Annotated in this window: 15 protein-coding genes; 9 read left to right on the top strand and 6 right to left on the bottom strand. The window is 67.9% G+C overall.

Features of this window, described 5'->3' with window-relative positions; genetic code table 11:
• Positions 1-44 precede the first annotated feature (44 nt).
• Positions 45-929, bottom strand: coding sequence for an SDR family oxidoreductase (locus EV643_RS29240; protein WP_133803380.1), 885 nt, complete (start codon positions 927-929; stop codon positions 45-47).
• A 77-nt stretch (positions 930-1,006) separates the two neighbouring features.
• Between EV643_RS29240 and EV643_RS29235 the strand changes: the two genes are divergently transcribed.
• The 4 genes from EV643_RS29235 to EV643_RS29220 all read left to right on the top strand — a co-directional run bounded on the left by EV643_RS29235 (position 1,007) and on the right by EV643_RS29220 (position 6,282).
• Complete coding sequence (locus tag EV643_RS29235; RefSeq protein WP_133803379.1) at positions 1,007-1,597, top strand: TetR/AcrR family transcriptional regulator; 591 nt, start codon at positions 1,007-1,009, stop codon at positions 1,595-1,597.
• Positions 1,598-2,109: 512 nt separating this feature from the next.
• Entirely contained in the window at positions 2,110-2,910 is an 801-nt protein-coding gene (gene xth / locus EV643_RS29230) for an exodeoxyribonuclease III (protein WP_238165873.1), read from the top strand.
• A gap of 69 nt (positions 2,911-2,979) precedes the next feature.
• Positions 2,980-5,055 (top strand): S9 family peptidase, encoded by a 2,076-nt coding sequence (locus tag EV643_RS29225; RefSeq protein ID WP_133803377.1) that lies wholly within the window; start codon positions 2,980-2,982, stop codon positions 5,053-5,055.
• Between the two features lie 267 nt (positions 5,056-5,322).
• Positions 5,323-6,282, top strand: coding sequence for a sigma-70 family RNA polymerase sigma factor (locus tag EV643_RS29220; RefSeq protein ID WP_133803376.1), 960 nt, complete (start codon positions 5,323-5,325; stop codon positions 6,280-6,282).
• Positions 6,283-7,001: 719 nt separating this feature from the next.
• Here EV643_RS29220 and EV643_RS29210 read toward each other — a convergent pair.
• Positions 7,002-7,724 carry an HAD family hydrolase gene (locus tag EV643_RS29210; protein WP_133803375.1) on the bottom strand — a complete coding sequence of 241 codons (723 nt, stop codon included), beginning with the start codon at positions 7,722-7,724 and terminating at the stop codon, positions 7,002-7,004.
• Positions 7,725-7,764: 40 nt separating this feature from the next.
• Positions 7,765-9,087 (bottom strand): CPBP family intramembrane glutamic endopeptidase, encoded by a 1,323-nt coding sequence (locus EV643_RS29205; protein ID WP_133803374.1) that lies wholly within the window; start codon positions 9,085-9,087, stop codon positions 7,765-7,767.
• A 109-nt stretch (positions 9,088-9,196) separates the two neighbouring features.
• Between EV643_RS29205 and EV643_RS29200 the strand changes: the two genes are divergently transcribed.
• The 4 genes from EV643_RS29200 (at position 9,197) to EV643_RS29185 (ending at position 13,634) form a co-directional block, all read left to right on the top strand.
• Entirely contained in the window at positions 9,197-10,159 is a 963-nt protein-coding gene (locus EV643_RS29200) for a Dyp-type peroxidase (RefSeq protein ID WP_133803373.1), read from the top strand.
• A 51-nt stretch (positions 10,160-10,210) separates the two neighbouring features.
• A complete protein-coding gene (locus EV643_RS29195) occupies positions 10,211-11,752 on the top strand; it encodes an ATP-dependent DNA ligase (RefSeq protein ID WP_133803372.1) in 1,542 nt (513 codons plus the stop codon).
• Positions 11,749-12,423 carry a class I SAM-dependent methyltransferase gene (locus EV643_RS29190; protein ID WP_133803371.1) on the top strand — a complete coding sequence of 225 codons (675 nt, stop codon included), beginning with the start codon at positions 11,749-11,751 and terminating at the stop codon, positions 12,421-12,423. The genes EV643_RS29195 and EV643_RS29190 overlap by 4 nt, the downstream gene beginning before the upstream one ends.
• A gap of 335 nt (positions 12,424-12,758) precedes the next feature.
• Entirely contained in the window at positions 12,759-13,634 is an 876-nt protein-coding gene (locus EV643_RS29185) for a Sco1979 family transcriptional regulator (RefSeq protein ID WP_133803370.1), read from the top strand.
• A 130-nt stretch (positions 13,635-13,764) separates the two neighbouring features.
• Here the strand turns inward: EV643_RS29185 and ctaD are convergent, their stop codons facing one another.
• Both ctaD and EV643_RS29175 read right to left on the bottom strand, forming a co-directional pair.
• Entirely contained in the window at positions 13,765-15,519 is a 1,755-nt protein-coding gene (gene ctaD, locus EV643_RS29180; protein ID WP_133803369.1) for an aa3-type cytochrome oxidase subunit I, read from the bottom strand.
• A 121-nt stretch (positions 15,520-15,640) separates the two neighbouring features.
• Positions 15,641-17,314, bottom strand: coding sequence for a SulP family inorganic anion transporter (locus EV643_RS29175; protein WP_133803368.1), 1,674 nt, complete (start codon positions 17,312-17,314; stop codon positions 15,641-15,643).
• A 103-nt stretch (positions 17,315-17,417) separates the two neighbouring features.
• On the opposite strand from EV643_RS29175, the gene ppk2 reads away from it, so the two are divergent.
• Complete coding sequence (gene ppk2, locus EV643_RS29170; RefSeq protein ID WP_133803367.1) at positions 17,418-18,248, top strand: polyphosphate kinase 2; 831 nt, start codon at positions 17,418-17,420, stop codon at positions 18,246-18,248.
• Positions 18,249-18,655: 407 nt separating this feature from the next.
• Here the strand turns inward: ppk2 and EV643_RS29165 are convergent, their stop codons facing one another.
• Positions 18,656-19,108, bottom strand: coding sequence for a transglycosylase SLT domain-containing protein (locus EV643_RS29165; protein ID WP_202869804.1), 453 nt, complete (start codon positions 19,106-19,108; stop codon positions 18,656-18,658).
• Positions 19,109-19,360: the final 252 nt, after the last annotated feature.

The raw sequence follows: 19,360 nt of genomic DNA, 5'->3' as shown, positions 1-19,360 counted from the left end.
CCGGCGCGTCATCGTCGGGGCCAACCAATCGTGGGACCGGCGGGTCATCGCTTGGCGGCCTTCTCGGCGTCGGCGAGGCCGCCGGCGCCGGACGCGCGAGTCGAGGCTGCCACACCACGAGCCTCGATGTCGGCCAGCGCCGCGCGGTCCGCCTTCGCCACGCTGAACCTTGAACCGAGCTCGACCACGTGCGGGATCAGGGCACGGAAGATTTTCAGCGGGCCGATCCAGCCGGGCACATGAACGACGCGAGAACGCTTCCGGATCCCCTGGGTGAACTTGTCCACGGCCAGCTCCAGCGGGTAGACCCGGTTCGCGAGCGGGATCCCGGTGCGGACCTTGCCGAACACGGGGTGCTCGTCGACCCCGCGAACCATGTCGGTGTCGACGAAGGTCAGGTGGGCGACACCGACCTTGACGCCGAGGTGCCGCAGTTCGGTCCGGAGGCTGTTGCCCATCGCCTCCACACCCGCCTTCGACACGTTGTACGACGCGAGCCCGGGGATGTGCACGATCGCGGCCAGCGACGAGACGAGCAGCAGGTATCCCTTGCTCTCCAACAGGTACGGCAACGTCAGCCGGACGGTCCGCCAGACGCCGTACAAGTCGACGTCGAGAACCCGCTCCCAGACGTCCGGGTCCATGCTCCGGCTGAATCCCGGCGCGGCGATCCCGGCGCTGGCGACGACCACGTCGATCCGGCCGTACCGCGCGACGATGCCCTCGACGGCGGTCCGCAGCGAGGCGAGGTCGGTCACGTCCGTCTCCCACCAGCCGGCGTCCGGGCCGCAGTCCTCGGCGACCTTCTTCAGTTCCTCCGGCTCCAGCCCGACCAGCGCGAGCTGATCCCCCTCACCAGCCAGCCGGCGGGCCACCGCGGCACCGATCCCCCGGGACGCTCCTGTGATGAGTACGACCTTGCCGGGCATCGCGACCTCCGAGCAGTCTGTTGAGTGGATACTCAACAGTAAGTGCGTGTTGACCGTTTACTCAATAGACTGGCCGTATGACCCAGACCTCGTCCGCCCGCCTGCGCCCCGACCAGCGGCGGGCACAGATCCTCGAGGCGGCGCGCCGGGTGCTGGAGGCGGATCCGCATCGCGAGCTGACGGTCGAGCTGGTCGCCGCCGAGGCCCAGGTATCTCCCGCCCTGCTCTTCCACTACTTCGGGTCGAAGAAGAAGTTCCAGTTCGCGGTGATCGAGGCCGCGGCCACCGAGCTGATGCTGCGCACCGCGCCCGACGTGTCGCTGCCGCCGGACGAGCAACTGCGCAGCGGCATCAAGGCGTTCGTGCGATCCGTGCTCGAGGTCCCACAGCTGTACCGGGCGACGCTGTTGATGTCGGCCGCCGGCGATCCCGCAGTACGGGCTCTGCACTCCGAGGTCCGGCAGGTGTTCAGCCAGTGGGTCATCGGTGCGCTCGCGCAACTCGGGGTGGAGACGACACCGACGGTCGAACTCGTCTGCTACGGCTGGCAGGGCTACATCGAACAGACCCTGCTGACCTGGATCGACAACCCGACGATCTCCGCCGACGACCTCGAACAACTCTGCGAGCGGTCCCTGTCCGCCGTACTCACCACCGTGAACAACTAGCCCGGCCCGCAACTCACCGTCCGCGCCACCGCCGCGGCCACCCTCGCACACCATCGCGGCACCTCGTGCGGGATCGGCGCCCCCCGCACAGGATCTGGGGACCTCGGACAGGATCCGGGGACCTCGGACAGGGCGTGTTCCTGTCCAAGGCCCCGCTTAGTTGTCCGAGGTCCCGAACCTCGCATATGACTGGCGCCCCTCGCACAGGAACGGGGGGATCCCCGCACAGGAACTCGGGAGGTCAGTCAGCAACTGGGGAGGTCGGCCAGGAACTGGGGAGGTCGGCCAGGAACTGGGGAGGTCGGTCAGGAACTGGGGAGGTCGGACAAGGTATTTCGTGTCCGAGGTCCCGGCTTCTTGGCCGAGGTCCCGGTTCTTGGCCGAGGCCCCGGTGCGTGTCCGACCTCCCGGTTTCGTGTCCGAGGTCTCGGTTTGTTGGCCGAGGTCCCGGTTTCGCCGCCCGCCCGGGCCGGCGGCGGTGGGCCGGACGGGTGTCCTAGGGTTGCGGGGTGATGACGGTTGCGACGGTGAATGTGAATGGGATCCGGGCTGCTTATCGGCGCGGGATGGCGCCCTGGCTGGCTGATACGGATCCCGATCTGCTGCTGATGCAGGAGGTGCGCGCGACGGACGAAGTACTGCGTGATCACCTCGGCGGCGACTGGCAGATAGCGCACTCGGAGCCGGTCCACGAGGGGAGCAAGGGGCGCGCGGGAGTCGCCGTGGCGAGCCGTCGGCCGATCAAGGCGGAGCGGGCCGAGGTGGGGCCCGAGCGGTTCGCGGGATGCGGTCGGTGGGTCGAGGCCGATGTGGTGCTGGACGACGGGTCGGTGCTGACGGCGGTGAGCACGTACGTGTTCACGGGTGAGTTCGAGACGCCGCCGCGGCAGGAGGAGAAGTACGCGTTCCTCGACGCGATCACGGCCCGGCTGACCACGCTCCGGGCCGACGGGCGGCACGTGCTGATCTGCGGTGACCTCAACGTCGCCCATCGCGAGGTCGACCTGAAGGCGTGGAAGGCGAACCGGAAGAAGAGCGGGTTCCTGCCCGAGGAACGCGCCTGGCTGGACCGGTTGTTCGAGGCCGGCTGGGTGGATCTCGGTCGCCGGTTCGGCGGCGAGGGACCCGGTCCGTACTCGTGGTGGTCCTGGCGCGGCAAGGCGTTCGACAACGACGCAGGCTGGCGGATCGACTACCAGATCGCCTCCCCCGAACTGGCCGCCGCCGCGCGTTCGTGTGTAATCCACCGCGCTCCGACGTACGCGGAACGCTGGAGCGACCACGCACCCGTCGTCGCGACGTACGGCCTCTGACTGACCCCTTCGGACACACCTGGGGAAACTCCAGTACGCCGGGGGGCGGGGTGCGGGTAGTCTCGCGGCATGTCCGACCTGAAGCCCCCAGTCGCCACCCGGAAACCGGTCGAGCGCAGCCACCACGGAGACACATTCGTCGACGACTACGAGTGGTTGCGGGACAAGACCGACGACCAGGTGCTCGACTACCTGCGCGCGGAGAACGCGTACACCGAACAACGCACCGCCCACCTCGAATCGTTGCGTGAGGCAATCTTCAAGGAGATCTCCGAACGCACCCTGCAGACCGACCTCAGCGTGCCCGCGCGGCGCGGCGGGTACTGGTACTACAGCCGCACGATCGAAGGCAAGCAGTACTCGATCAGCTGCCGCGTCAAGGCCGACGGTGACGAACCACCTGCGACCGACGGCGAGATCCAGGGCGAGGAGGTGCTGCTGGACGGTAACGAGGTGGCCGGCGACTCGGAGTTCTTCTCGCTCGGCACGGTCGACGTCTCCCCCGACGGCCGACTGCTGGCGTACTCGGTCGACCTGAAGGGCGACGAGCGGTTCACGCTGCGGATCAAGGATCTCGACACCGGTGAACTGTTGCCGGACCAGCTGCCCGAGGTGCACTACGGCTCGGCCTGGTCCGCGGACGGCTCGACGATCTTCTACACCAAGGTCGACGATGCCTGGCGGCCGTACCAGGTCTGGCGGCACGCCCTCGGCACCGACGACGACGTGCTGGTCATGGAGGAGCCGGACGAGCGGTTCTGGGTCGGCGCCGACCTGACCCGGAACGAGCGGGCCATCCAGATCACCCTCGGCAGCAAGCTCACCAGCGAGGTCTGGCTGCTCGACGCGTCGGACCCCGCGAGCGCCCCGTTTGTGGTCGCGCCGCGGCGGGAAGGCGTCGAGTACGACGTGGAGCACGCCGGCGACCAACTGCTGATCGTGCACAACGCGGACGCGGTGAACTTCTCCCTCGCGACGGCGCCGCTGGACTCCCCCGGCGACTGGACGACCTTGATCGAGGGCGACGAGTCGAGCCGGCTGCTCGGGGTCGACGCCTTCGCCGACCACGTGATCCTCTACCGGCGACGGGATGCGTTGACCGAGCTGGCGATCATGCGGCGCGACGGCGGCGGTTTCGGAGCACCCCAGGCGCTCACGTTCGACGAGCCGATCTACACCGTCTCCCCGGGCCGGAACGACGAGTGGCACGACACGCGGTACCGGTTCGGCTACACGTCCCTGGTCACGCCCGGTTCGACGTACGACGTGGACGTGGCGACCGGTGAACGCCGGCTGCTCAAACAACAGCCCGTGCTCGGTGGGGTCGACCTCGACGCGTACACGCAGTACCGGGAGTGGGCGACCGCGCCCGACGGGACCAAGGTGCCGATCTCGCTCGTCGCGCGGAAGGACGTCGCGAAGGACGGGAACGCGCCGGTCGTCCTGTACGGGTACGGGTCGTACGAGAGCTCGATGGACCCGTGGTTCTCGATCCCGCGGTTGTCGCTGCTCGACCGGGGCGTGGTGTTCGCGATCGCGCACGTACGTGGTGGTGGCGAGCTCGGCCGGCACTGGTACGACAACGGCAAGATGCTGACCAAGAGGAACACCTTCACCGACTTCATCGCTGCGGCCGAGCACCTGGTCGGGGCGGGCTGGACCAAGCCCGAGCGGATCGTCGCGCAGGGCGGCAGCGCCGGTGGACTGCTGATGGGCGCGGTCGCGAACCTGGCACCGCGGGCATTCGGCGGGATCGTCGCCGAGGTGCCGTTCGTGGACGCGCTGAACACGATCCTGGACCCGTCGCTGCCACTGACCGTGATCGAGTGGGAGGAGTGGGGCAACCCACTGGAGGACGCCGAGGTCTACCGGTACATGAAGTCCTACTCGCCGTACGAGAACGTCTCGGCCCAGCAGTACCCGCGCATCCTGGCGATCACCAGCCTGAACGACACCCGGGTCTTCTTCGTCGAACCGGCCAAGTGGGTGGCGAAACTGCGGGCCACCGCGACCGGTGACGTGGACGTGCTGCTGAAGACCGAGATGGAGGCCGGCCACGGTGGCCGCAGCGGCCGGTACGACGCCTGGCGGGAGGTCGCGTTCTCGCTCGCCTGGGAACTCGACACCCTCGGCCTGGCGACGTGATCTAGCCGAAACACTTACCCGGAAGGGCCTTCCTGGGAATTTCCCGGCAGGGCTCTTTCGTTGGTGGGAGCTGTGTGATGCAACACATTCTCGGGCAGCTGTAGCGCCTGCCCGCAACAGTTCTCGGCTTTCCGGCGTCTCTTGCGGTGACACCGACGGAACGGTGCCAGGAACTCTCAGGGAATGTTCAGGCTGTTTACACACTCATCGTGGAATCTTGAACCTCACTCGAGCGTTGCTCTCCATGTAACGACGAAGGGAGTTTCGGTGGCTCGCATGGCTCGTGTCCGGACCACGGACGAAGGTATCGACGGCAAGGACAGCGTCGGTCTCTACCTGGAAGAGATCGCTCGTACCCCTTTGCTGACCGCGGAAGAGGAAGTCGAGCTCGCTGAGACGGTCGAGGCAGGTCTGCTCGCTGAGCAACTGCTGGCCGACGGGCGGGTTGGACGTAAGAAGGGCGGTGCGCCCAAATATGCGACAGAGGAAGAGCTGGAGTGGCTGGCCGAAGAGGGTCAGCGCGCGCAGCAACGGTTCGTGACCGCGAACCTTCGCCTGGTGGTTTCGATCGCCCGCCGGTACGGACGGTCCCAGATGCCGCTGCTGGACCTGGTCCAGGAGGGCAACACGGGCCTGATCCGCGCGGTGGAGAAGTTCGACTACCGCAAGGGCTTCAAGTTCTCGACGTATGCCACCTGGTGGGTCCGGCAGGCCATCACCCGCGGAATCGCGCAGCAGGCCCGGGTGGTCCGGCTGCCGGTGCACGTGGTGGAGCAGCTGAACCAGATCGGCTCGGCCCGGCGGACGCTGGAGCGCAAGCTCGGCCGCGAGCCGGAGATCGACGAGATCGCGGCGGAGCTGGACCTGGACGAGGAGCGGGTCACCGAGCTGATCCGGATCGGCCGGGACCACATCAGCCTGGACAATCCGATCGACGACGAGGGTGAGACCTCGCTGGGCGACCTGATCGCGGCCGAGACCGCGCCGGGTCCGGACCAGCTGGTCGCCGACGCGTCGGACCGCTCGGGCCTGTTCAGCCTGGTCGACCAGCTCGACCCGCGGTCGGCGGATGTGATCCGGCGCCGCTACGGCCTGCACGACGGCCGGCAGGCGAAGCTCGCCGACATCGGCGCCGTGCACGGCATCTCGGCCGAGCGCGTCCGCCAGATCGAGCGCGAGGCGCTGAGCCGGCTCCGGATGCTGGCCGACCCGACGCTGGCAGCCTAGGTTCGACCGGCTGCCGAGGTCTGAGCCGCCCGGCAGCCGACCAGCCAACCAGAACCCCCAACCACAGGACCCCCGAGCCGCTCAGGCGGCCGGGGGTCCTGCTCATGCTTGGAGCAGAGACCCCCGCCAAGGGGTGTCTCTGCTTTCAGGGGGATCAGCTCGGACAGCCAGAAGTGGTCGTACTCGATTGGCTCCAGCCGCCGGGTGGGCGGCGTGTCGTAGAACACCATCTTGACGTCCTCCCCGCCGTGAACGACGGGGATTCCAACCACCACCCGGAAGGTGGCGAGTTGAGGTTCACGCTTCGGCGAGACCCGTGGCGGCGTCTCTCGGCGTGCGCTGACGGCCCGTCCGGCCGCGATTTCGACTGCCGCGTTCCCGTCCGCGTTCGCCTCATGTCCGCAGGCTGTGCACCGGAGCACCGCTTGGTTCTCGCGGCTATCCGGTGCGCAGCGCCAGCAACGCAGCCTGCTGCGCGGGGAGTCGGGTACATCCGGAACCGAGACATGCCACCTATCCAATCAGCCGGGACCGACAGTCCCCGATTTCCGAGGGAGGGAGTCGCGGTTCCTCCCTGCCCTGAAGGTGACCAGCGCCTGACCAGCGCGCGTCGGGTACGTGACGCGTCGGGTCAGGCACCGGTGCACCAGGCAACGATGTCGACAGCTTTCAGGCGGCCGCGCTGGTCCCGTCTGGCCGCTTCCGTCAGGCGGCGCTCGTCAGGCCGCCTTGTTCCAGGTGGCGATCAGGTCGGGGAGCTCCGCGAGGCGGTGGATGGTGGCGTCCGGGGTCCCTTCGGTGTGTCCGATCTGGTGGCTGGGGATGTTGCTGTGCGGGATGTGGACCGCCCGCATACCGACGTTCTGAGCGCCCCAGATGTCGTCGAAGAGGCGGTCGCCGACGTACACGCAGGTAGCGGGGTCCGAGGCGCCGGCGGCCTGCATCGCCGCCCGGAACGCCTCCGGGTGCGGCTTGGACCACGGGATCTCGCTGGTGTAGACGGCACCGTCGAGGAGCTCGAGGACGCCGTCCCGGGCGAAGATGTCCTCGTGCCACCGGCGGGACCAGATCGTGTTCGACAGCACGCCGACGTTCAGGCCGAGATCACGGAGGTCCTTGAGCATCTGGACCGCGTCCGGCGCGAGCTCGGTGTGCGGATGCCACTGCCGCTCGTACTCCGCGAGCGCGGCCGGCGTCATCACCACGTCCGCGAGCAGGCAGACCTCCTCCAGCGTGCTGCTGACGTGCTCGTCGCGCGAGCGCCGCCAGACGGAGTCCTCGGCCGCGAGTAGCTTGGCGGCCAACTCGTCAGCGCGCGCAGGGTCGATCACCTCGGTCACCGATCGCCAGATGGTGAGCAGGTCGATGTCGTGCCAGGTGGCCAGCGTGCCACCCCAGTCGAAGAGAACGGTCTCGATGGGCTGGCTGGTCAAGTTCTTCACGGCCGACAGGTTGCCAGAAGCCGCCGACAATCTCTCCCGGTTATCCGTGCTCGGCTGGGACCTCCGCGCTGACCCGCGCCACCCGCTGCCGCTTGGCCAGCCAGAGCACCGCGAGAGTGAAGACCGCCATGCTCGGGATGTCGGTCGCCAGCAACGTCCACGGCGCGCCACCCTGATCGGCCCAGCCGTCCAGGTCACCAGTTGCCGCTGGCAACAGAAACGCGAGCAGGTTGTTCAGCGCGTGCAGGGCGATCGCAGCCTCGATCCCACCGGTTCGCACGGTGACGTAACCCATCACCATCGCGAACAGGAAGATGTCGGCCATCGCCCAGCCGGTGTAGCCATGCGCCGCCACGAACACCGCACTGCTGATCACCAGCGCCGGCCACGGAGTACGTAGTACGAGCCGGGCGGTGCGGATGAAAGCGTTGTTGCTCGTGCCCTGCGGGGCGTAGGCGCCGATGGCCTGGATCAGCCAGCCGCGGAACATGAACTCCTCGGCCGCCGACTGGAACGGCACCAGCAACACGATCACCAGGGCCGGCCCGATGAAGGCGGCGAAACCGACCCAGGAACCCGTGGCCCCCGGCTCGGTGCCTGCGTTCGGGAAGAGGGCGTCGGCGAGCAGTTGCAGGACGTACGAGACGGCGAGGTAGCCGGCTGCGGGCAGGCAGCACAGGAGTAGCCAGCGCCACCGGATCCTGTTCAGCACCGACGCGACGCTCCACGCGGGCCGTCGCTGCACGACCCATGCGGTCAGAGCGACGGCCGGGGAGAGGACCGCCAGCATGACCAAGGTCAGGGCGAGGTTCTCCAGGTCGTTGGGGAAGATGTCGTTCCCCTGCGGCTCCGGTACTTCTCCGCCGGTGAACATCGCGTGCACGATCGCCCACGCGATGACCACGGCAGCGGTCAGGAAGATCGCGGCGGCCGCCAGCATCGCCGTACCGACCAAGGGGCGCCACCAGGTGTGCTTGGCGTTGCGCGCGAGCTGGTGGTACGGCGTACCGGGCGGCGCGGGGATGGTCCGGGGCTCGACCGGACGCATCCCGTAGGGCACGGGGCCGTGCGGTCCTTGTGCCCATGGTGGTTGGCCACCAGGAGGCTGCCCTGTCCACGGTGGCGGCTGCTCCGGCGACCAGTACGGCGGCAGCGGCTGCTGTTGGTAACCAGGCGGCGGCTGGTAGCCGGGTTGTGGCTGCTGGTAGCCGGGTGGTGGCTGTTGCGGATATGGGCCCGGTTGCTGCGGTGGTTGACCGCCCTGCTGTGGCGGCGGGTAGTTCCCCGGGTGGGGGTGGTCCTGCGGCCGCTGGGGCGGTGGGTAGCCGCTGGGTTGCTCGGGCGGACCGGACTGCGAATCCATGCAGCGACTCTATGAGATCGAGGCAACCAGCTGTGGACAACCTTCCGCGGCCAGTGACCCGAACCTGGCATGCTGACGCTGACTCAGCGCGAGAACTGGAGGAGACTGTATGGCGACCGATCCGACTGCCGGCCCAACTACGCGGGCACTGCCCCAGTCCGTGCTCATGCCACTGACCGGGGCGGCGATCTTCCTGGTGGTCCGGATCGAGCCGGGCGGCGAGGAGACCACGCGGGACCTGCTGGAGCGGGTCAGCGGGCTCACTCGATCGGTCGGGTTCCGGGTGCCCGCGGGCAATCTGTCGTGCGTGACGAGCATCGGATCGGATGCATGGGATCGGCTGTTCAGTGGACCGCGACCGCGGGAGTTGCACCCGTTCGTGGAGCTCGACGGCGGGAAGCACAAGGCGGTGTCGACGCCTGGCGATGTGCTGTTCCACATCCGGGCGGCGCATCAGGACCAGTGCTTCGAGCTGGCGCGGCTGATCATGTCCGGCCTGGACGGCGCCGCGACGGTGGTGGACGAGGTGCACGGGTTCAAGTACTTCGAGATGCGCGACCTGCTCGGCTTCGTCGACGGGACCGAGAACCCGACCGGTACCGAGGCCGAGGAGGCAGTCCTGATCGGCGGTGAGGATCCCGAGTTCGCCGGTGGTAGCTACGTGATCGTGCAGAAGTACGTGCACGATATGAAGGCGTGGAACGCCCTGACCGTCGAACAGCAGGAGCACGTGATCGGCCGGACCAAGCTCGACGACATCGAACTGCCCGACGACGTGAAGCCGGCCAACTCCCACATCGCGCTGAACGTGATCGAGGACGACGACGGCAACGAACTGCAGATCCTGCGCGACAACATGCCGTTCGGGACGATCGGGTCGCAGGAGTTCGGCACCTACTACATCGCCTACGCGAAGGATCCCGCGGTGACGGAGCTGATGCTGCGCCGGATGTTCCTCGGCGAACCGGCCGGCAACTACGACCGGATCCTCGACTTCTCCACCGCGCTCACCGGCACCCTGTTCTTCACCCCGTCCGCCGCCTTCCTCGACGACCTCCCGCCGGCCCCCTGACCCCCGTTCGAAGGACCTGAAACTGTCGGTGGGATGGGTGAGACTGGGGTCATGTTGCTAGCGGATGTGGTCGCCACGTCGACCTCGTTGAGCCAGACCCGGTCCCGCCGGGCGAAGGCCGACCTGATCGCGTCCTTGCTGACCAGGGCGACCGATCCGGTGGAGACCGAGATCGTGGTGACGTACCTGTCCGGCGAGCTCCGGCAGCGTCGTACGGGGGTCGGCTGGCGGACGTTGGCCGATGCGCCGGGGCCTGCGGAGAGCCCGTCGCTCACCGTCGAGGAGGTCGATCGGGCGTTCGCGGAGCTGGCCGACATCGCGGGCGCGGGCTCGCAGGCGCGGCGGCGGGAGGGCGTCGATGCGTTGTTCTCGCGGGCGACCGCCGAGGAGCAGTGGTTCCTGCGGCAGCTGGTCGGCGGCGAGTTGCGGCAGGGCGCGCTCGACGGCGTGATGGCCGATGCGGTCGCCAAGGCCACCGGGATCCCGCTGGAGAAGATCCGCGCGGCCACGATGCTCCGCGGAGCCGCCGCGCCGGTCGCGGTCGCGGTGCTGACCGAGGGCGAGGCGGGGCTCGACCAGTTCAAGCTGGAGGTGGGCCGCGGGGTGCAGCCGATGCTGGCGCAGTCCGCGACAAGCGTGGCCGAGGCGCTGACGAAGACGGGTTCGCCGGCCGCGATCGAGTGGAAGCTCGACGGGATCCGCATCCAGGTCCACCGCGACGGTGATGACGTGGTCGTCTACACCCGCACTCTGGACGACATCACCGGCCGGGTGCCCGAGGTGGTCGCCGCCGTGCTCGAGTTGAAGGCCGACCAGCTGGTTCTCGACGGCGAGCTGATCGCACTCCGTATGGACGGTCGGCCCGAGGCGTTCCAGGTCACGGGCTCCCGTACTGCGACTCGGGCGGCGACCGGTCCCGAGACGGTTCCGCTGACGCCGTACTTCTTCGACATCCTGCACCTCGACGGTCAGGACCTGCTTGGCCTCGACAGCACCAAGCGGTTCGAAGCGCTGAGCGCTGTGGTGCCTGAGGAGAGACGGATTCCACGCTTGGTCACGGACGATCCCGGCGCGGGGCAGACGTTCTTCGCCGACGCGGTCAAACGCGGGCACGAGGGCGTGATGGTGAAGTCCCTGACCGTTCCGTACGAAGCGGGCCGGCGGGGTTCCGGCTGGGTGAAGGTGAAGCAGACGCACACCCTCGACCTGCTGGTGCTCGCAGCCGAGTGGGGCCACGGCCGGCGTACGGGCTGGCTCTCGAACCTTCACCTCGGGGCGCGCGACGAGGAGACCGGCGAGTTCGTCATGCTCGGCAAGACGTTCAAGGGGCTGACCGACGAGTTGCTGCGCTGGCAGACGGAGCGGTTCCAGGAGCTGGAGGTCAGCCGGGACAGCTACACGGTCTACCTGCGGCCCGAGATCGTGGTCGAGATCGCGTTCGACGGCGTACAGACCTCGCCTCGGTATCCGGGTGGGGTGGCGCTTCGGTTCGCCCGGGTGCTGCGATATCGCGAGGACAAGACCCCCGACCAGGTCGACACCCTGCAGTCTGTGCGAGCCATTCACGAACCCGAGTCCGAGGAGGACCAGTGACGGAAGATCCCGATGTCGTCTCCCGGCGGATCGCGCACGAATCGCTGGCGGAGGACGACCCGACGGGCTGGTTCGAGCGGTTGTACTCGGCGGCTGTCGACGGGCAGGCCGTCGTGCCCTGGGATCGCGGATCGGCTCATGTGCTGTTGACGGATTGGGTGGAGACCGCGCGGCCGGACGGCACCGGCAAGACCGCCGTCATCGTCGGCGCCGGCACCGGTTGGGACGCCGAGCTCATCGCGGACCGCGGCTACGACACGACCGCGTTCGACATCTCCCCCACCGCGATCGACACCGCCAAAAGGAACCACCCCGACTCCAAGGCGCAGTACGAGGTCGCCGACCTGCTCAACCCGCCCGCCGAATGGCATCGCGCGTTCGACCTGGTCGTCGAGATCTACACGGTGCAAGCCTTGCCGATCGTCCTCCAGGCCGACGCGATCAAGCACGTCGGCGACCTGGTCCGTGCCGGCGGGACCCTCCTGGTCATCGCAGCTGCCCGTGACGACGACGTCGCTGATGAGGACGTCGAGGGGCCACCCTGGCCGCTCACCCGCGCGGCGATCGAGTCATTCACCACCGACGACCTCCGCCTGATCCAACTCGACCGCACCCCCAGTCCCACCGACCCCACCATCCACCGCTGGCGAGCCGAATACCTCCGCGACTAGCCGCGCTGCCGCCTTCTTTAGCCGATCCCGTTTTCGTCGACCCCGACGGGGTGATGGTGGGATCGGCATGTTGCCGCGTGCCCAGCCGTCGTTGAGCTCCGGCTCGGGTGGACGAGTGCGGGGACCTTGAACAACATCACGGGACCTCGGTCATGTCGTGCCGTGTTCACGGTCCCGCGTTGTTGTTCAAGGTCCCGGCTTCCGCCCATGCCGAACCCCAGCACACCGGGCCGGGAGGCGGTGAGCGCCTGACTCCGTGGCCGCCCCTGCGGAGCCTGGCAAATCTGTTCGGAATCGACTCGAACATAGGTTCGAAAATGAGGTAGAGTAGGGCCATGGCCGGGCGGAGTGAGCCAGGGCCGACGGCTCTGCGGATCATGCTTGGCGCGCACCTGCGACGACTGCGGGAGCGCGCCGGAGTCAGCCGGTCCGAGGCAGGGTGGGCGATCCGGGGCTCGGAGTCGAAGATCAGCCGGCTCGAGCTCGGCCGGGTCGGGTTCAAGGAGCGCGACGTCGTCGACCTGCTCAGTCTGTACGGCGTGACCGATCCGACCGAGCGAGACCGCCTCCTCCAGTTGGCCAAGGATGCGAACAACCGGGGTTGGTGGCACCGATACGGGGATGTCACGCCCGACTGGTTCGACGCCTACCTCGGGCTCGAGGCCGCCGCCGAACTGATCCGGACGTACGAGATCCAGTTCGTCCCCGGCCTGCTCCAGATCCCGGAGTACATGCGAGCCGTCGCCCGGCTCACGCCGTCGGCGGAGCGGTCCGAGGCGGAGGTCGAGCGGTTCGTCGCGCTCCGCCGATCACGGCAGCAGGCGCTCGATCGCGATCCCCCACTCAAGCTCTGGGCCGTCATCGAAGAGTCCGTACTGCGTCGCCCGATCGGCGGCGTCGAAGTCCTGCGGGCACAGCTCACGGCACTCCTCGACGCCATCCAGCGGACGAACATCACCCTCCAGGTCGTCCCCACCAACAGCTCGGGCCATCCGGCCACGGGTGGCGCGTTCAGCGTCCTGCGGTTCCCCGAGCCCGACCTCGCCGACGTGGTCTACCTCGAGCACCTCACCAGCGCGGTGTACCTGGACAAACGCGACGACGTCGACGCCTACACCCGGATCCTCGACATGCTCGCCGCAACCGTTCCCCCACCCGACCAGACCGAAGCCCAACTGACCGCCATTCTCGAGACCCTGCCCGTCGACTGATCCTGTACCACGCCAAAGCGGAGCAAGTCGCGCCGAGCGACGCCTAGTACAGCGGACGCGCGCAACACGTCGGGCCGAGCGACGCGTAGTACGTCCGGTCAGGGAGCCGGCGGGCAGTGGGTCGGGGTGGTCACTCCGGCTGCTGTTTTCGCTCTTGTTCACGGACGTGGTCGAGGCGTCCCTGGTCCTCGCCCGCGTCGAGCAGGTTGTCCTCGGGTGCGCCGCTGTGCCGATACTCCGCCTTGACGACCTCCGGGTGGTGCAGGTCGAAGGCCGGGCTCTCGGACCGGATCCGCGGCAGTGAGATGAAGTTGTGCCGCGGCGGCGGCGAACTCGTTGCCCACTCCATCGATCGGCCCCAGCCCCACGGGTCGTCGACGTTCACCCGCGGCGACCGGCGCGACTTGTAGACGTTGTACAGGAACGGCAACGTCGAGACCCCGAGGATGACCGACCCGACCGTCGAAACCTGGTGCAGGACCGTGAAACCTTCCCCACCCCCGTACGTCGCATACCGCCGCGGCATCCCCTCGACGCCCAGCCAGTGCTGCACCAGGAACGTCGTGTGGAAGCCGATGAACAGCAGCCAGAAATGCAGCTTGCCGAGTCGTTCGTCAAGCATCCGCCCGGTGATCTTCGGCCACCAGAAGTAGAACCCCGCGAACATCGCGAACACCACGGTCCCGAACACGACGTAGTGGAAGTGCGCGACCACGAAGTACGAGTCGGAGATCTGGTAGTCCAGCGACGGGGAAGCCAGGATCACCCCGGTCAGACCGCCGAACAGGAAGGTCACCAGGAACCCGACGGCCCACAGCATCGGCGTCTCGAAGGACAGGGATCCGCCCCACATCGTGCCGATCCAGTTGAAGAACTTCACCCCCGTCGGCACCGCGATCAGGAAGGTCATGAGCGAGAAGAACGGCAGGTTCACCCCGCCGGTGACGAACATGTGGTGCGCCCAGACGGCGATCGAGAGCAGGCCGATGCTGAGGGTCGCCGCCACCAGGCCGACGTACCCGAAGATCGGTTTGCGGCTGAACACCGGCAGGATCTCGGTGATGATGCCGAAGAACGGCAACGCGATGATGTAGACCTCGGGATGGCCGAAGAACCAGAACAGGTGCTGCCAGAGCAGCGCCCCGCCGTTCGCCGCCTCGAAGACGTGCGATCCCAGCAGCCGGTCGGACTCCAGCATCAGCAGGGTCGCGGCCAGGATCGGGAAGGCGATCAGCACCAGCATGGACGTCACCAGGATGTTCCAGCAGAAGATCGGCATCCGGAACATCGTCATCCCCGGTGCCCGCATGGTGATGATCGTGGTGACGAAGTTGACCGCACCGAGGATGGTGCCCAGACCGGCCATCCACAGACCCATGATCCACAGGTCGCCGCCGACACCCGGCGAGCGTTCGATGTCGGACAGCGGCGTGTACGCCGTCCAGCCGAAGTCCGCCGCGCCGCCCGGCGTCAGGAAACCCGCCGAGGCGATGATGCCGCCGAACAGGAACAACCAGTAGCTGAACATGTTCAGCCGCGGGAACGCCACGTCCGGGGCGCCGAGTTGCACTGGCATCACCACGTTCGCGAACCCCACGAACAGCGGTGTCGCGAACAGCAGCAGCATGATCGTGCCGTGCATCGTGAAGAGCTGGTTGTAGACCTCTTCGTTCACGATCTGCAGACCCGGCTCGAACAGCTCCGCGCGGATCACCAGCGCCATCACGCCGGCGAACAGGAAGAACGCGAACGACGTGACCAGATACAGGTTCCCGATCATCTTGTGGTCGGTCGTGGTGAGGATCTTGACCACGACCTGGCCCAGGGGCTTGCGTACCCCCACAGTGGCCCGCGTACTGGCGGTCCGTGCACTGACAGTGACCATCCGGTCTGTCCTCCTCCGGCCGAGACCGAGGTACCCACCTGCCAGCGAACCATCTCCTGGGCCACCACTACAAGACCTAGAAGATCTCCCCGTACGCCGGCCCGCGCGGCCGACCACCGCTTCAGGGGTTGCGTTCGGTTTCCTGTTCGTAGGCGGCGACGGCGGTGGGGAGGGTGAGGAAGATCCGGTTCTGGCCGAGGCGGTCGACGAAACCGGCGGCTGACAGGTCGTCGCGGAGGTCTTGTTTGACCCGGGCAAGGGCGAGCACGATGCCGCGATCGGCGAGCTCCTCGCGCAATGCGTCCAGGGCGTCGATCGCGGTGATGTCGATCTCGACGTTCGCCTCGGCGTTCAGCAGCAGCCAGCGCACCGGGCCGGGCGAATCGTCGACCGCCGCGAGCGCCCGCCGGCGGAAGTTCTCGGCGTTGGCGAAGAACAACGGCGAGTCGTACCGGTACACGACCAGCCCGGGCACCGGCCGTGCCTCCGGATAGTCGTCCACGTCGTGCATCCCGGGCACTCCGGGCGCGATCCCGAGAATCCCGTCGTGCGGCCGGGCGACCCGGCGGAAGAGGTCGAGGACCGACAACCCGACCGCCATGAGTACGCCGTACAGAACGTCGAGCGCGACAACGCCCGCGCAGGTCGCCAGCGCGAGGATCAACTCGCTGCGGCGGAACCGGCTGATCCGTTTGAACTCGGCGAGATCCACCAGCCGTAGTGCGGCGTAGATGACGAGCGCACCGAGAGCTGCTTTCGGGAAGGTCGACAGCAGCGGTCCGGCCACGAGCAGCGTCAGGACGACCGTGACCAGGACGACGACCGAGTAGATCTGGCTCTTCGCGCCGGCCGCGTCGGCGACGGCCGTCCTGCTTCCGCTGCTGCTGACCGGGAAGCCCTGCACCGCTCCGGCTGTCAGGTTCGCCGTGCCCAGCGCGAGCAGCTCCGCATCCGCATCGACCTGAGCATGGTGCTTCGTCGCGAAAGCCCGGCCGGTCAGCACGACGTCCGTGTAGCCGACGAGCGCAACCCCGAAAGCGGGCAGGACGAGAGCCCCGAGGTCGCCGACCTCGATCGAGGGCAGCGCCGGGCTGGGCAGACCGGCAGGGACCGCGCCGACCAACGCCACCCCTCGATCGCCCAGACCGGCCAGCCCGGTGACGATCGCGGCGAGCACCATCGCCAGCAACGGCCCCGGCAGCCGAGGCACCCAGCGGGACGCGGCAAGCAGTAGACCGAGCACGCTGACCGACAGAACAACGGTCAGCGGATGCCAGGAGCCGACCTGCCGGACAGCCGAGGCGACCTCCGCGATCGGGCTGTCTCCGGACACGTCGGAACCGGTGACCTTGCCCAGCTGGCTGGTGATCATGAGCACCGCGATCCCGGCCATGTAGCCGACCAGCACCGGCCGGGACAGCAGATCCGCCACGAAGCCGAGTCGCACGACCCAGGCCAGCACACAGATCACCCCAACCATCAACGCCAACGCCGCGGCGAGGACGGCGTACCGCTTGGGATCTCCCCCGGCCATCGCGCCAACAGTTGACGCCGTCAGCAGCGCGGTCGTGGATTCAGGTCCGGGCGACAACAGCCGCGACGAGCCGAGCACCGCGTAGACGGCGAGCGGTCCGAGGACGGCCCATAGACCAGCCACCGCCGGCAGCCCGGCCAACTGGGCGTAGGCCATCGCCTGCGGGACCAAGTAGGCGGCGACCGTCACACCAGCAATCACGTCGGCGCGCAGCCAGCCCAGCTGGTAACCCCGCAGTCCTTCGAGGCCCTTCGCGATCATGGCTCAGTATGCCGGTAACACCCAACTGACCCGTTGCAGACGTGAAGCCTGAATAGTCCCCTCCGCCGGGTCTCGTACAGTCGAAAGCCGAGGAGGTCGGTTGATGGCTACCAGGGCGAAAGCAGCGCGCGACGGCAAGGTCGAGCGGTTGCCGAAGAAGGTGTACGAGGGCGAACTGCTGCGGTTGCAGGCCGAGTTGGTCAAGCTGCAGGAGTGGGTCCGGGTCGAGGGCGCGCGAGTCGTGGTGATCTTCGAAGGACGGGACGCGGCCGGCAAGGGAAGCACGATCAAGCGGGTGGCGGAGTACCTGAACCCCCGGGTCGCGCGGATCGCGGCCCTGCCCGCGCCCACCGAACGGCAGCGCACCCAGTGGTACTTCCAGCGCTACATCGAACACCTCCCGGCGGCCGGCGAGATCGTCCTGTTCGACCGCAGCTGGTACAACCGGGCCGGCGTCGAGCGGGTGATGGGGTTCTGTACGAATCAGGAGTACACCCGGTACCTGCACCAATGCCCGATCTTCGAGCGGCTCCTGGTCGAGGACGGCGTGCTGTTGCGCAAGTACTGGTTCTCCGTCAGCGACAGCGAACAGGAGAACCGCTTCCGCAGCCGGCTCGAGGATCCGATGCGCCGGTGGAAGCTCTCCCCGATGGACCTGGAGTCGATCTCCCGCTGGGAGGACTACTCCCGCGCCAAGGACGAGATGTTCGTCCACACCGACATCCCCGAAGCCCCGTGGTACGTCGTCGAGAGCGAGGACAAGCGATCCGCGAGGATCAACATGATCGCCCACCTGCTCAGCACCATCCCGTACCACGAAGTCCAGCGCCCGCCCCTCGCCCTACCCCCACGTCCCCCGTCCAAGGGCTACCAACGGACACCCCGCGAAATGCAAACCCAGGTCCCCAACCACGCCGCCCAGATCCACCAGTAGCAGCCCCTGAACGAGCGGGCCGCCGGGATGTCACCTGCTACCCGACGTCGGGATCAACGGTCATCCCCACCGCCGCCTTCCGGGCGACTGCTTGGTAGCTTGGCCGAGACCTGACGGTAGATGCCGTCAAGCGCGTGCTCGAGCGCCGATCTGTTCTGCTCGTCGAGCCAGCTGGTGCGGAGCCTCTCGTTGAGCCCGCCGGGTGTTTCGTGGGCCCGGCCGAGTTCTGTCAGCGCCAGGGTGCGAGGGAAACCAGTGACGTGACACCGCGCCGTTCGCGCACGGCAGGAAGCGGAATGGCACGCACGATGTCGGGGCCGTCGCGTAGACGCTCACCCAGCGCGTGGTGGGACCACCCAGCCACCGCGCTGATCAGCACACGGTCGGAGTGCACGCGCAACTCCCTGTCATCGGATGGCCTTGGCGGATTTGTCCCAGTTTTCGTGCAGGCGGTCGAGGTAGGACTGGGCCTGACGACCTGGATTCGTGCCCCTGGCGAAGGCTCGCATGTTGCCCCCGCCGGCGTTGTAGCCCAGGGCAAGCAGCTCGTCCTTGCTCAACCGGCTCTTCCGCGAGGAAGGCAGTCGCTTGGCCAGATCGTGCAGGTGCCAGGCCGCGGCTTCGATGGCCAGCTCCGGGTCGTCAGGCAGCTCTTCCCACTTCCGTACGGCGAAGGCGCGGCCGCGCTTGGTGTCGTCGAACGCGGGCCGGTGCATGTTCGCGATGCCGAAGGCGGGATCGGAATCGATCTTCGCCCAAGACCGCTCCAGGTCCGGATCGTGCGGCTTGTACGACTCGTTGTACAGGATCGCCATCAGCAGTTGCGGGTTGATGCCGGCCCGGCGGGCGTGAGTACGCACCTGCGGAGCGAACCGAGCCGGGTCGTAATCCTCAAACCACTCCTCGGTGGCCGGCGTCGTACTGGCACTTGGCGACGGAGCAGACGGAGCAGACGGTGCAGACGGAGTGGCTGACGGACTGGGCTCGCCAGAAGTCGCGGTCTGGGGCGCCGGAGTGTCGTCGCCACGCGCAGCCCAGGCGCCCACGACAACGGCACCGACCGCGACCCACCACCACCGCTTTCCCACCCGCGTCTCCCGTCCACAGTGGCG

This window comes from Kribbella caucasensis, assembly GCF_004361855.1.
Taxonomy (GTDB): Bacteria; Actinomycetota; Actinomycetes; order Propionibacteriales; family Kribbellaceae; genus Kribbella; species Kribbella caucasensis.
This window is presented reverse-complemented; position numbering and strand designations above follow the sequence as displayed.

Coding starts and splice junctions, on each gene's coding strand:
- EV643_RS29240 (WP_133803380.1), bottom strand. CDS start 929: ATGCCCGGCAAGGTCGTACTCATCACAGGAGCGTCCCGGGGGATCGGT.
- EV643_RS29235 (WP_133803379.1), top strand. CDS start 1,007: ATGACCCAGACCTCGTCCGCCCGCCTGCGCCCCGACCAGCGGCGGGCA.
- xth (WP_238165873.1), top strand. CDS start 2,110: ATGACGGTTGCGACGGTGAATGTGAATGGGATCCGGGCTGCTTATCGG.
- EV643_RS29225 (WP_133803377.1), top strand. CDS start 2,980: ATGTCCGACCTGAAGCCCCCAGTCGCCACCCGGAAACCGGTCGAGCGC.
- EV643_RS29205 (WP_133803374.1), bottom strand. CDS start 9,087: ATGGATTCGCAGTCCGGTCCGCCCGAGCAACCCAGCGGCTACCCACCG.
- EV643_RS29200 (WP_133803373.1), top strand. CDS start 9,197: ATGGCGACCGATCCGACTGCCGGCCCAACTACGCGGGCACTGCCCCAG.
- EV643_RS29195 (WP_133803372.1), top strand. CDS start 10,211: ATGTTGCTAGCGGATGTGGTCGCCACGTCGACCTCGTTGAGCCAGACC.
- EV643_RS29185 (WP_133803370.1), top strand. CDS start 12,759: ATGGCCGGGCGGAGTGAGCCAGGGCCGACGGCTCTGCGGATCATGCTT.
- ctaD (WP_133803369.1), bottom strand. CDS start 15,519: ATGGTCACTGTCAGTGCACGGACCGCCAGTACGCGGGCCACTGTGGGG.
- EV643_RS29175 (WP_133803368.1), bottom strand. CDS start 17,314: ATGATCGCGAAGGGCCTCGAAGGACTGCGGGGTTACCAGCTGGGCTGG.
- ppk2 (WP_133803367.1), top strand. CDS start 17,418: ATGGCTACCAGGGCGAAAGCAGCGCGCGACGGCAAGGTCGAGCGGTTG.